Source organism: Azonexus sp. (assembly GCF_030824335.1).
GTDB lineage: Bacteria > Pseudomonadota > Gammaproteobacteria > Burkholderiales > Rhodocyclaceae > Azonexus.
In genome coordinates this window covers 172,998-186,459 of record NZ_JAVBXX010000006.1, presented here as the reverse complement: position 1 = coordinate 186,459, position 13,462 = coordinate 172,998, and the positions used below count along the sequence as shown (strand labels likewise).

Sequence of the window (13,462 nt, the reverse complement as noted above, 5' to 3'; positions counted from 1 at the left end):
CCGCCGCAACATCTTCGCGCGTTATTGCATCAGGGATTTCGGCTTGGCACCCAGCATGTGCCGGACCTGCGCATAACGACTGAGGAATTCGACGATGGCCATCTGGGCATCCGGACGCCATGTTGCGGCGCCGAGACTGCTCATGATCATCCGCTTTTCCTCACGCCCCAAACCGGACAGGCGCTTGATCAACGCCCGTTCGCCGGGAGGAATGAATATCGGGACCGGCGCTTCGGCCGGCGCAACGGCGGGGCCACCATAGGCCGCCAGAAAGTTGCCCAAACGCTGCGCGAAGGCATCCGGCGCATAGGCGTCGCGGCACAGTTGCGCTACGCCGTCCAGCAGTGCCTGACGCGACATCCGAGCGGGAACGATATTGGTCGCAAACGGGTTGGCTGCACTTTGCCAGTCCTCGCCTACCAGTCGCCCCTCCGTCGCCAAACGGGCATGCAACGGCGTTCCCGGTGGCGCGACGAGCGCACCGATCCCAATCAATGGCAATGGGGCCGTGGCAAAAAACTCATTCAGCCGGTCGAAAATATCCGGCCCATCGGCATCGAAGCCAACGATGATTCCCGCATAGACCATGATGCCGTGAGCGAGAATCAAATTCAGCGCCTCGCCGGCACCGTGGTAGAGGTTTTGCCGTTTGCCGGCAGCCCGCAGACTGTCTTCGTTCACCGTTTCAATGCCGATGAACACCGTATCCAGCCGCGCCGCCTTGCAGGCCGCCATCAAGTCGGGGTCGCGGGCCAGGTCGATCGATACCTGGGTCATGAAGCAAACCGGATCATCGCGATGCGCTGCATTCCAGGCGCTGAGCGCCTCCAGTACGGCATGGGCGTGGCGACGGTAAACCGTGAAATTGTCATCGGCAAGAAAAATTCGCCGGTAGCCGTGACGATAAAGCACTTCAAGCTCGGCAATGACCTGCGCCGGGTCCTTGTGGCGCTGGTGACGGCCGAGATACTGGATCACATCGCAGAAATCGCAGGTAAACGGGCAGCCTCGCGACGTCTGGATGGTGCCAAGATTGGCCCCGTGATTCGGATACAAATCCCAGCGCGGCACGGGCGAATTGCGCAGATCGGGGCGCGTTCCCAAGTAACGATCCTGCCAGTGGCCGGATGCCAGATCGGCAAACAAACCTGCAGCAATATCCTCGATCTCGCCAGTAACCAATATATCGGCATGCGGTCTCAGGTCGTCCGGACTGAGTGAGGCATAAGGCCCGCCCACCAACACCAGCTTGCCACGCCTCCGATAGGCATTGGCCAGGGCAATCATGCGGTTGCGCTGCGAAACCTTGCCGGTAATCGCCACGATGTCGCATTCATCACACGGGTCACCATCCGGGCCGAGCGGCTCGATCGCCTCGTCGGTCAGCCGGATTTCCCAGTCAGGCGGGACGAAGGCAGCCAGCGTGGCAATGGCCAGATCCGCGGTCGTTGTGCGACGATCGCCACCCCAGGCAGCGTAGACCTCGGCCGAGTGGTAGCTGGGTGCATCGGCCACCGGGTTGATAATGTGAATCCGCAAAATTCTGCTCTCGCTCAGGCGTTATGACGGCGGATTCTAACAGCCGGACAGCTTGTAGCCGACCAGCGGACACCCGGATAACTCATATCGCCGTCCGGGCGGCATGACTTTTCCCTAAACCACTCGCCTTCTGCCGGGGAAATTCCATCAATACGTCCTTGCCGCCCCTCACCCCGTCAGGCGTGATACGTTGCCGCTGCCTTTTCCTTGAAGTATTCCGGGTTCAGCCGCCACTTCCCATTGCCCAGAAGTTCCAGCACCTGCTGGTGATATTTGAGAATGGATAACCGGTGGCCGATGCTGATCAGGGTCGTGGACGTGCCGGCCAACTCACGATACAGGCTTTCTTCGTTGGCACCGTCGAGTGCGCTGGTCGCTTCATCGAGCAAGGCGTAACGCGGCGCCGTGAGCAGCAGGCGGGCAAAGGCGATGCGTTGCTGCTCACCGATCGACAACACCTTGGCCCAATCGAGTTTGGCATCGAGGCCACCGAAACGGGCTGCGATATTCGGCAGATTGACCCGTTCGAGCAATTCCAGCAGTTCATCATCGGCAATCCGGCGCGCCTGTTGCGGGTAGAGCAACTGGCTGCGCAGACTGCCCAGCAGCATGTAAGGCCGTTGCGGCAGAAACAGCATTTCTGTCTGATCCGGCCGGATGATGCGCCCGTCTCCCGAGCGCCAAAGCCCGGCAATGGCGCGTAACAAGGAACTTTTCCCGCAACCGCTGGAACCCACGATCATCAAACCCTCGCCGGGATTGATCGTCAGCGACAGATTCTTGATCAGCGTCCGCTCCTGATTCGGGGTGCGCAAGCTCAGGTCTTGAATCGCGATATACGAATCCTGCACCGCTTCAATTTCATCCCCGGCCTTCGCCTTTGCCGTCCCGGCCAGGAATCTGGCAAAGCCATCCAGACGATCAATCCCGGCAATGAATTTGCTGAGATTTTCAAAATGATCGACGATCACCGTGAGCGCCACCAGGATGGCAGCAAACGCACCAGCTGCCTGGATCGCCCGCCCAACCTCCAACTCTCCCGAAATCACCCGCCCCGCAATGATCATGCTGGGCAAAACGATGGTCATGAAACTGTAGGCATACTGGAAAAAGTTGAGTTTCAGTTGCGCCCAGATGAGCTTTTTGGAATTGTCGAAGACTTCATCAAAGTGCTGATCGACCAGACCTGACTCCTGCGCTTCACCACGATAAAACGCAATGGCTTCGGCATTTTCCCGCACACGCACCAGACTGAAGCGAAAGTCCGCCTCGCGCTTGAGCTGGTAAAAGTTAAGCCCGATCAATAACCTGCCAAAGCCCAACACGGTCACAGCCGTGCCAATCAGCGCATAGAAAATCAGGAAAACCACCAATTCCCGGGAAATGGTCCACAGCACACCGCTGAACGCCACCAATTGCAGCAAGGCACCGACCAGGACCAGCAGGAAAAACAGCGACTTCTGGGTAAAGGTATTGATGTCTTCGGCCATGCGTTGATCGGGATTGTCGACTTCGCTGCTGGCGTTCAGTGCGTAATACGCCCGATGGCTGAAATAGCTGCCAAGAAAACTGCGGGTCAGCCAACGTCGCCACTGCAGTGCCAAGCGGTCCCGGACGTAGTAAAAAAACGCATAAATCGGCACGGCGATGGTGAGGACGAGCAGACATTTCTTGATCGAAATCCAGAACCGATCGGCATCCTTTGCCGCCAACGCCGAGGTAAATTCCCCCGTTTGCTCGTTAAGCAGGACGGCAAAGCTGGTTTGGCCCAGCAACAATGCGACAAGCAGGAGCAGCAGCCCGCGCGCCTGCCATTTCTCGTCTTTACACCAGTACGGCAGCGCAATGGTGCCAAAACGCCGCCACAACAGGTGATCGAAGTGGATCATAGGTTAGCAGCGCCTTGCCGTACCGGCCCATTCAGCAGACTCTTCATACACACCCTCCCCTTAGGCGTCACTGCGCCGACAGGAAAGCTTAAAGGCGCCCGGTACTTATCTCTGTCGCTTGCCGCACATAATCAGCGGGCACGGGATGTATCCCTCACGCAGGGGAAAAACTGCAATGGTCAATCGGACTGGATTAGCCTATTATCGATTCGTCAATCTATTCATGAATCGATTCGTCTTGCCTACCGATCACGTGCTAAGCATCCGTACATTACTTGCCAGCGGCCCGCTTAAAGCGCGTCATTTGGTTGAAAAAATGGGGGTTAGCCAAGCTACGCTGTCCCGTGCCATGCAGTCGCTGGGCAATCAGATTATCCGCTTTGGCCACTATCAATCGATTCACTACGCGCTGCGCCGGCCCTTGCTGGCCGTGCCGGACATTCCCATCTATCGCGTCACTCCAGAAGGCCAGGTCGAGACGCTTGGGCAACTCAGCCCGGTGCAGCCCACCGGCTACGTGATGACCAAGGCCGACGGCAGCACCAGCCACAGCGAAGGCTTCCCCTGGTGGCTGGACGACATGCGGCCACAAGGTTTTCTCGGTCGCGCCTTTGTCGCCGCCCAGGCGGCAACACTCGCCCTGCCGCCCCGCCTGGGTGATTGGCAGGAAGAACACATCCTGCGCGCCCTGCTCAGTCAACCGGGCAGCGACGCCATCGGCAATCTGATCGTCGGCGACGCCGGGCGCACGCACTTCATCCAGCGCCCCGAGCCAGTGGCGTTACCGGCTGGCGGGCTTGCCGCCGCCTACGCCGAACGCGCCCGGCAAGCGCTTAACGGCGAAACTCCGGCCTCATCGGCCGGCGGCGAGCAACCCAAGTTCGGCGCCTATGCCGAAACGGCCAACGGCGCGCGCCACGTACTGGTCAAATTTTCACTCGATCTCGGTGCGAGCGCTGACAACCCCATCGCCCAACGCTGGCGCGACTTGTTGCTGGCCGAACACCACGCACTCACGCTGCTGCGCGAAAACGCAATTGCCGCCGTTGCCACACGGATCATCGACCACAGCCAGCAACGCTTTCTCGAAGTTGAACGTTTCGACCGCATCGGCCCGCACGGCAGGCGCGGCCTCATCTCGCTCAGCGCCATGGACGCCGAATTCATCGGCCTCGGCCGTGGCGGCTGGCCGGCCATGACCGCCCGCCTGCTCGCCGAACGCCATATCACCAGCGAAGCGCACCAAGCCGCCTGCCTGCTGCACGCCTTCGGCACGCTGATCGGCAACACCGACATGCACCCCGGCAACCTCTCCTTCGTCACCGACAGCGGCCGCCCCTACGACCTAGCCCCGGCCTACGACATGCTCCCCATGGCCTTCGCCCCGCGCAGTAGCGGCGAACTCCCCGCCACGTTGCCCGCCGCCGGGTTCTATAGTCAGATCAGCACCACCCTGTGGGACCAGGCACTCAAGCTGGCACAGGCCTATCTGGAACGCTTGAACAAGGAAGCGGGATTCACTGGCGGATTTGGCGACTGTCTTGCTGCACTGGAAAGGCACGTGCAGACCGCAGCGGAACGGATTGGGCGGCTGGGGTAGGTTTCTGGAACGCAGTTGTCAGCGCAACTTTCACCGTCAGCGAAGCAGCGGAATATCTGGAAGTTTCCGTCCCGACCTTTCGCCGTTACGTGCAGGCTAAAAAAATAATTCCCGATCAAGTCGGCGGCAGAAATCAGTTTTTGCAGCGAAAGACCTGAAAGCCTTCAAGCGCGCCTTGAAGGACGTCAAACGCCACTGATTCGAGTTGGGCAAGGGATGAAACAACGGCCGGTAATACCCGGCCGATTTTGGTTTTGGCTGTTTTTTCCCGGTTGACCGCAAAAGTCTGGAAAACCGGCTTGCCCTGAGGAGGCCGACATCGAATGTTGAGCCAACTTATCCTGACTTATGTCGAAAACCATAAGTTATAACTCCAACCATAAGTAGCCATAAGTTGGAGCCCAGGATGAGTGCAATCAAGCCGTTTACCTTCCATTGCCCAGGTCTGGCGGAGAGTTATTGCGACAGCCTTGGGGGGCCAAGGTTTGGCGGATAGTCGCTCCGGCTTGTTCCTGGCGGCACCAAGACGCACGGGGAAAAGCACTTTCCTGCGTGAAGACCTGCTTCCCGCCATGCAAAAGCGAGGCTGGACCACGATCTATGTGGACCTGTGGGCGGACAAATCGAAAGACCCGACGTTGCTGATTACCAGTGCTGTCAAAGCGAAAATTGGTACTTTTGCCGGTGTCATCGCCAAGATGGCCAAGGCGAGCGGGCTTGAAAAAGTGAATGTGTTCGGCGCCTTGAGCCTGAACCTCGATTCCCTGGAGCTACCAACCGGGCTGACGCTGGCTGATGCGCTGGAGGCTTTGGTTGAGGCCGGGAAAGCGCCCGTCGCCATCGTCATTGACGAAGCGCAGCACGCACTCTCAACCCAGGCCGGCGTGGATGCCATGTTTGCCCTCAAGGCGGCACGCGATCACTTGAACCAGGGGAGCGGGCAGCAAGGGCTGTTCATCGTTTTGACGGGTTCCAACCGTGACAAGCTGGCCCATCTGGTGTTGAAACGTACCCAGCCTTTTTTCGGCTCCCAGGTGACGCGCTTCCCCTTGCTGACCAAGGATTTCACCGACGCCTATACCGACTTCGTGAACCCGATGCTGGCGGATGACAACCAGTTTCGTCACGAGGACATGTTTGAAGCCTTCAAACTGGTCGGGCACCGCCCAGAGATGCTGCGGAGCATCGTCGGCGAGATTGCCCTGGATGCTGGCGCGGAGCACCTTGGTGAGGCGCTGAAGAATGGTGCGGAAGAAATCAAGGAGCGGATGTGGGGCGCAATGGAAAGCGAGTTCGCCGGCTTGCCTGACATTCAGCGGGCGGTGCTGGAGACCCTCATCGCTCAGGGCAGGAATTACGTCCCCTTTTCCGAGGCCTCGATGCGCGCGTATGCCAGCCTTTTGCAGCAGGACAAGGTTTCGGTTCCATCGGTTCAGGCTGCTCTGGATGCCTTGCGTGAAAAGGGCTTAGTCTGGCGTGCGGCCTACGGTGACTATGCCCCGGAGGACGAAAGCCTGGCGAGTTGGTACAAGAACAAAATGCCAGGATGAGCATGAGCGAACTACTGGAAAGGCAGGTGCAGACCACAGCGGAACGGATTGGGCGGCTGGGGTAGGTTTCTGCGGTCAACCGGGGAAAATGGCTAAAAAATCGGCCACCTAAAATCGAGCCAGAATTTGGCACGACCATGCCAATAACCAGCCAGCCTTGTCGTCCGCCGCGTTTTTTGACGGCGCTTCACCTGTATCCGTTGCCCAATAATTCATTCCCAGCGCCGCCAGCACATTCAGATAAGCCCCCATCGTCACCGATGGCTCACCCTGCTCGATGCGATGCACGCTCACCCGCGACATCCCCGCTGCCTCGGCCAAAGCCGTGACACTGACCTGCAAGGCCTTGCGCCGGGTTCGAAGCCGACACCGAGGGCAGCATCGGCGACGACGGCGGGAATTGGCGGGCTTTGGTAGGCATAGTGTTTCTCATACTAGTCAAACTGACCGGCTTGTGAATATTGAGAAACACTTTTCAGATCGCAAAAAGAATTGCCGCCGGTTTTGCGGTCGACCGTAGGAATCGGCAATAAACCGAGATCAACCCGACCCTTGCCACCTATTTCTTCAACTCGGCCCGGTCGGCGATGCGTCCCAGACGCACCAGACGAGAAGCAATCGCCCCCTCTGTACGCCGGTGTTTTGCCGCAAGCTGCTTGGCGCTGACGCCCTGATCGAAGCAGGCCAGCAGATCGGCATCTTCTTCAGCCGACCACGCGCCACCGGCATTTTCCGGCAAGGAACGTTCTCGCTCCACCCGCTTTTCGGCCTTTTCCAGCGCCTGTACGGCAACGAAAAGCGCCCGGACAATTTGCGGATCGTTGATGACGCTCTCAGCAGGAAGCAGTTCGCCGGTCTCCGGATCAACGCCGTTGGCGAGGGATGAAATGATTTGTTTGGATTGGGTTGGTGTCATTTCGAATATTTTGACAAAAGAAACTAAAGAAGTCAGGGTGATTAATTGCCGAATTAAATTAATTCACTCCGACCCGTTTTAGTGGTTCTCTACGATTTAAACCGATTTTTTAGTTATTTAATCTTCATTGACTTATACAAAGACAACGCGACAAATTTTGCTCTGTTTTTAATATCAAGCTCACTCCAATCATCCGAACAAACACCGACAAGCTCCAAAGGGTAGCCACAACTCTTAAGATTTTTTATTTTTTCAACGGGAGATTTATCACGAAGATCATTACTATTAGTCTTTTCGTCAACAAGAATAAGGTTACCAATATTTGCAACAATTGATGCAGAAACCCCATTTTTTATAGAAGACTCAGGAATCAAATGCTCAATCGTCAGCGAATCATGGTTAATATCTAGCCCACAAATAGTATTGCCATACAATAAACTCAAGGCATACTTAATGACATTTTTGTATTTTGTTATATTTGACAAATACTCAAATTCACAAAATTTTACTTCGAACTCCTCGTAGTTTGGCAACTTATCTGACAATGCCAGAAATAGAGAGCTAAAAATTATTTGGCATTCATCATTAGATTTTGCATTACTCAATCGTATAGCATGACTTGAGTAAATTGTTGCAATAGATCCAGATGACCGTTGCGACGTTACAGCATTAAAGACAAAGTGAAAATATTCTATTTTTCGCAATGCAACCTTAGCAACGCGAAGGGTTATTATTTTTTTATAGTAGGCACGAAGAATCGACAAAACCATCGACGACTGTTGCTTTACTTTAAACAAACGAAACGCAATAAGAGTTTTCTTAATATCAAACTCTTCTTTGCTCCAAAAATGTCCAACAGGGTTAATTTGCACACGATAGATATTTGCTGAATCACTCAACAATCTCAATAAACCAGCCGCTTTCTGGTCGTCATCACCAACAAATCTTGATATTTCTGAATATAGTTTTTTATCTGTCGTATAGGCATGAGCAGATATCCAATAGTGGAGCAAAAAAGTATCAAGAACGCCTGTTTCACTTATGTCATCAAAACTTTTAACCAATGCATTCCAAGACTCCTTTGCCGAATCCAAAGTGGCACTAGTCGCACGAATTTTTTTCAGAAGCAAGCTTTTCACCAAATCTGACGTATTTAAATCCCTACCTCTCGCATTAAGAGTTTCAAAAATTAAGTATGCATCCTGCTCATTATCCAGCTGAATAAATACAAGCTTCAGAGAAAGTATCTTATCGCGCAATGATTTCAAAGTCCCGACAGCCACTTTTTCTGAGAATAACGAGAGCTGTCCATCCACGCTGTTAGATTTGCCGATCTTTGCTTGCAGTCGATCGGAAATTATCTGAAAAGCAGCCATGAGATTTTGCTCTTCTACACCGACATCACACTGAAACTTATACCCATCAAAACTTTGAATGTGTGCCTGCAGATAAGGAAAAGACGTCTCAGAATTCAAGACAAACTCTTGCTGATTATCTATATTTGGCTGTTCAACATATTTATGAACACCACGAGCAAGGTTATCCTCACCTATTGCCGCAAATTCATTTCTTATTGCCGCCAACATTAGAGTTATTGTAGTCAGCCGCTGCTGCCCATCAACAATCCCAAAGTACGGCTTATTTTGCTGATAAACAACCATAGAACCAATGAAATAATCACTTCCTTGATCCAATACAACATCATCCCAAAAGTTTTCAACCTCATCACGCTCCCACGAATACGGACGCTGGAATCGTGGAATTCTAAAATACCCTAAAGAAAATATATCTTGAATCTCTTTATCACTTGCATCAATTTTCATTCTGTATCCCAACCCTTATTGTTCGCATATCATTAATTCCCTAGTCGCCCGCGTCATCGCCACATACAACAACCGCGCCTCCTCATCCTTCCGCCCTTCATCCACCGCCCGCCCCGCCCCCGGTATCGCCACCAGCGGGAACTCCAGCCCCTTGCAGCTGTGCATGGTCAGGAACTTCACGGTGTCTTCCTTTTCGGCGAAGGTGATGTCGTCCTGATAGGTCACCGGGATACCGGCCTTCCTCAGCGTTGCCAATACCGGTTTGCCGATGTGCGGGTAGTCGCGGTAGATCACCGCCATGTCGCTCCACGGGGTGCCGGTCTTGTGGGCTTCTTTCAGGTGCTTGGCGATGTAGTCGGCTTCTGCCTGAATGCTCGGCAGCTTGATCAGTAGCGGCTTGGGGCCGTGGCGGCCGGCGCTGACCGGGGCGACCAGCGGTACGCCGTCTTCGTCCGAGGCGCTGGGCTTGAGCAGGTCGCTGGCGATGCCGCTGGCCAGTTCGAGCACTTCCTGCGTATTGCGGTAGTTGATCTTGAGGATGGTGGTGCGCCCCTGGGCCTGGATGCCCAGGCTCTTGAAGCTGAGTTTGCCGCGCTTGTCGCGGCCATAGATGGATTGGGCGTCGTCGTAAAGAACGAGCAGCGAGTTGGTGCTCGGGTTGACCATCTGGGTGACGAGCTTGAGCCATTCCGGCTGGAAGTCGTGGCCTTCGTCGATCAGCACGGCGTCGTACTGGCCGGCCGGGATGATGTTGGCGTCTACGGCACGAATGATGCGGTCGACCAGTTCGGAAGCGTAAAAATCATTGTCCTTGCCGTTTTCCGGCAGGCCGGCATCGTAGGCGACGAGTTGAGCGCGGCACCACTGGTGGAAACTATGGACGAGCACCTTGTCGGCCAGCCCCTTGGCCGCCATGCTGCGCGCCAGCCGCTTGGCCAGGGTACGGTTGTAGCAGAGCACGAGAATGGGCCGGGCGCAGACCTTGGCCAGGTGTTCAGCGCGGTAGCCAAGAATCAGCGTCTTGCCGCTGCCGGCCACGCCGTGAATGACGCGGTGGCCTTCGCCAAGGCTGCGCGCCAGTTGTTCCTGCTGGATATCCATGACGCGGACGATGTCGGGAATTTCCGCTTCCGGCTCGTCGAACAGGCCACTTTGCACGGGGGCGACGATGCGGATTTCCGGAAACAGGTGCCAGCGGATGCGGTCGATCTGCGGCAGCGACAACGGCACGCTGCGGGCAAAGGGCAGCATGCCCCACAGCCGTTCCTGAAAGGCTTCGGCATCGATGCTTTCTGTCATTTCGTCCTGACAAATGACACGATGGGCTTCGATCACGTCACCGAGATTGGTGCTGTCGAATTGCTTGCGGCTGATGTTGGCGAGGACGACACCGTAGCTCCACGGGAAGAGCAGTGATCCCTGCAGGCGGCCGCTGTTGATGGTGAGCTGCGGGTCGCGTTGCAGCAAATTGCTGACTTCGTGAGCGTATTGCCGGGCCTGTTCGAGTGGGTTGACGACGCGTTTGAGACCATGCGGGGTAAGGATGCTGACGCTTTGCCGGTCGATATCGCGGATGGTGTCGAGCTTCCAGTCCTTGACCTCGAGCACCAGCAGACCACGGCGCGGGTTGAAGACGACAAAGTCGGGATGCACATTGCGCGGGCCGAGCGGTACGTCGTACCAGAGCAGCCAGTCGGCTTCGAGTTTTTGTTCGAGGCGATATGCCAGGCGCCGTTCACCGCCCGTCATGCGCGAGACGCAGGTGCCGATTGCCGGTATCAGCGCAGCCAAGGCCGCCCCCTATGCTTTTGTAATCGTCAGATTATGTCACTTAGGAGAGCGAAACCAAACAGCGGGGACTGGCTTTTTCAGCCAATTTCCCCGCTGCGCTGCATTCAAACTGGCAAATACGGCCTGAGTTTTTCCCAATCCAGCGCCGCTTCAACCGAATCGGCCAAGCGATTCAAATCGGCTTCGCGACGGGCGGCGAAATCGATGGTTTCGGGGTCGCGCATGCCAGCCCAGGCCAATAGTGCGGTCAACGCCTCGGGATGGTCGAAAACGCCGTGGCAATAAGTGCCCAATACTAGGTCATCGGCCGAGATGGCGCCGTCTTGTCGCCCCCCTTCCAGCCCATCTACCAAGTGCACGGCGGAGCGCGACAAACCGGTGCCGCGGGTCACACCGAGGTGAATTTCATAGCCAGTCATGGCCGGCGCGCCGGCCAGCGCCAAATGCCCGCTGACGTTGCGTAGCTGCTTTTCGCTCTCCAGCGTCGTGTCGACCGCGAGAAAGCCCAGGCCCGGCGTGCTGCCCGCTTGCCCTTCCAGGCCGAGCGGATCATGAATGGTTTCGCCGAGCATCTGGTAGCCACCACACAAGCCGATCACCTTGCCGCCATAACGCAGGTGTCGGGCGATCGCCTGGTCCCAGCCTTTTTCGCGCAGCCAGGCGATATCGGCGCGCACAGCCTTGGAGCCGGGCAGGACGATCAGGTCGGCCGGCGGCGGGGTTTCGCCCGGCGCGATCCAGCGGAAATCGACTTCCGGGTGCAGGCGTAGCGGATCAAGGTCGTTGTGGTTCGACGTGCGCGGATAGGCCGGCGCAATCACTTTCAATTTCGCGCTTTTCTTGCCGTCGACCGCAGCCGTGGCAATGGCGTCTTCGGCATCGAGCATCAATCCGTGCAGATAGGGCAGAACGCCGAGCACCGGCTTGCCGGTGCGCTGTTCCAGCCAGTCGAGACCGGATTCGAGCAGCGCGATGTCGCCGCGAAAGCGGTTGATGACGAAGCCGACGACGCGGTTTTGTTCCGATTCGGACAACAAGTCCAGCGTACCGACCAGATGCGCGAAGACGCCGCCACGGTCGATATCGGCGACGATGATGACCGGGCAATCGACCGCCTCGGCAAAGCCCATGTTGGCGATGTCGCGGTCGCGCAGGTTGATCTCGGCCGGCGAACCGGCGCCTTCGACCAGCACGCAGTCAAATTTTGCGGTCAACCGCGCCCAGGAGGCCAAAACCGCGCCCATCGCCCGTGGTTTGTAGTCGTGGTAAGCCTTGGCATCGAGGTCGGTGGCGACCTTGCCGTGGATGATCACCTGCGCCTTCTTGTCAGTCGTCGGCTTCAACAGCACCGGGTTGAAATCGGTATGCGGTTCAAGGCCGCAAGCCAGCGCTTGCAGCGCCTGTGCCCGACCAATCTCACCGCCATCGACGGTCACCGCCGAATTGAGCGCCATGTTCTGCGGCTTGAACGGCGCAACCTTGACTCCCCGGCGCTGCAAAATGCGGCACAGCGCTGCAACCAGCGTCGTTTTGCCAGCATCGGAGGTGGTGCCTTGGACCATCAGGGCGTTTTTGAGCATGGTGAATTCAGCGGGAGAAAACGGGCGATTATCACCGATGTTTGATCGTGCCAAAGTAGGACCTACAATTGCAGTACGATCATTGGCCTACTTACCCCGATTTGGAGATCTAACGTGAGACCAGCGGAAACATTGCTTACCCACAGAGACTCCGTGCTTTCAATTGCTGCAAGCATGGGGATGCGCAATGTCCGGGTCTTTGGCTCCATCGTTCATGGCGAAGATAGAGACGCCAGCGATATCGACCTTCTCGTCGATGCACCGGATAACGCAACCTTGCTCGACATGGTGGCACTCCAGCGAGCATTGGAAAGCAAGCTCGGTTGGCCGGTCGATGTCCTGACGCCGGATGACTTGCCAGTGAGATTCCGGCAACAGGTTTTGGCTGAGGCGAAAAAGCTGTGAAGGCAGTGCAGCGCGATGCTGGCTATCTGGACGATATTTTGCTGGCCATCGGCAAAATTAACCGCTACGTCAACGGCATGGACTTGGCTGACTTCGTGGCCAATGACATGGCCCAGGACGCCGTGCTGCGAAATATTGCGATCATTGGGGAAGCTGTAGGCAAACTCAGCAAGGACCTTACTGCAAGATATCCCGAGGTGCCGTGGATCAACATTTCCGGGATGCGCAATCGATTGGTGCATGAATACAACGGCGTAAACCTCAAAATGGTCTGGAACACCATCCAGCAGGTTCTCCCGGATTTCCATGCCACGATCCAAGCCATCCGGTCGACGCAGCAGGTTTCGGAATAGCCAGCCGCTCTTGCTT

Annotated in this window: 11 protein-coding genes and 1 pseudogene; 5 read left to right on the top strand and 7 right to left on the bottom strand. The window is 56.3% G+C overall.

All coding sequences use genetic code 11. The features are described 5' to 3' along the window. Positions 1–21: 21 nt before the first annotated feature. Positions 22–1,539 (bottom strand): radical SAM protein, encoded by a 1,518-nt coding sequence (locus RCI20_RS03160; protein WP_306603091.1) that lies wholly within the window; start codon positions 1,537–1,539, stop codon positions 22–24. A 176-nt stretch (positions 1,540–1,715) separates the two neighbouring features. Further along, a complete protein-coding gene (locus RCI20_RS03155) occupies positions 1,716–3,428 on the bottom strand; it encodes an ABC transporter ATP-binding protein/permease (RefSeq protein ID WP_306603090.1) in 1,713 nt (570 codons plus the stop codon). 223 nt (positions 3,429–3,651) lie between these two features. Between RCI20_RS03155 and yjjJ the strand changes: the two genes are divergently transcribed. The 3 genes from yjjJ (at position 3,652) to RCI20_RS03145 (ending at position 6,578) form a co-directional block, all read left to right on the top strand. Continuing rightward, complete coding sequence (gene yjjJ, locus RCI20_RS03150) at positions 3,652–5,028, top strand: type II toxin-antitoxin system HipA family toxin YjjJ (protein WP_306603089.1); 1,377 nt, start codon at positions 3,652–3,654, stop codon at positions 5,026–5,028. Next, on the top strand, positions 4,944–5,186 hold the full coding sequence (locus RCI20_RS17725) for a helix-turn-helix domain-containing protein (protein WP_373691472.1): 243 nt from the start codon (positions 4,944–4,946) through the stop codon (positions 5,184–5,186). The genes yjjJ and RCI20_RS17725 overlap by 85 nt, the downstream gene beginning before the upstream one ends. 348 nt (positions 5,187–5,534) lie before the next feature. Further along, positions 5,535–6,578, top strand: a complete 1,044-nt coding sequence (locus RCI20_RS03145; RefSeq protein WP_306603088.1) for an AAA family ATPase — start codon at positions 5,535–5,537, stop codon at positions 6,576–6,578. A gap of 108 nt (positions 6,579–6,686) precedes the next feature. On the opposite strand, the pseudogene RCI20_RS03140 reads toward RCI20_RS03145, so the two are convergent. The 5 genes and pseudogenes from RCI20_RS03140 to RCI20_RS03120 all read right to left on the bottom strand — a co-directional run. Next, a pseudogene (locus tag RCI20_RS03140) lies at positions 6,687–6,935 on the bottom strand (helix-turn-helix domain-containing protein); the annotation flags it as partial. Positions 6,936–7,137: 202 nt separating this feature from the next. Next, complete coding sequence (locus tag RCI20_RS03135) at positions 7,138–7,494, bottom strand: hypothetical protein (protein WP_306603087.1); 357 nt, start codon at positions 7,492–7,494, stop codon at positions 7,138–7,140. A gap of 113 nt (positions 7,495–7,607) precedes the next feature. Then, a complete protein-coding gene (locus RCI20_RS03130; RefSeq protein ID WP_306603086.1) occupies positions 7,608–9,317 on the bottom strand; it encodes a DUF262 domain-containing protein in 1,710 nt (569 codons plus the stop codon). A 15-nt stretch (positions 9,318–9,332) separates the two neighbouring features. Beyond that, positions 9,333–11,108, bottom strand: coding sequence for a DEAD/DEAH box helicase (locus RCI20_RS03125; RefSeq protein ID WP_306603085.1), 1,776 nt, complete (start codon positions 11,106–11,108; stop codon positions 9,333–9,335). Between the two features lie 104 nt (positions 11,109–11,212). Then, on the bottom strand, positions 11,213–12,688 hold the full coding sequence (locus RCI20_RS03120) for a cobyric acid synthase (RefSeq protein ID WP_306603084.1): 1,476 nt from the start codon (positions 12,686–12,688) through the stop codon (positions 11,213–11,215). Between the two features lie 153 nt (positions 12,689–12,841). Between RCI20_RS03120 and RCI20_RS03115 the strand changes: the two genes are divergently transcribed. Together RCI20_RS03115 and RCI20_RS03110 are read left to right on the top strand one after the other, a co-directional pair. Then, entirely contained in the window at positions 12,842–13,093 is a 252-nt protein-coding gene (locus RCI20_RS03115) for a nucleotidyltransferase family protein (protein WP_373691462.1), read from the top strand. Beyond that, entirely contained in the window at positions 13,090–13,446 is a 357-nt protein-coding gene (locus tag RCI20_RS03110; protein WP_306603083.1) for a DUF86 domain-containing protein, read from the top strand. Before RCI20_RS03115 ends, RCI20_RS03110 begins: the two co-directional genes overlap by 4 nt. The last annotated feature ends 16 nt before the right edge of the window (positions 13,447–13,462 follow it).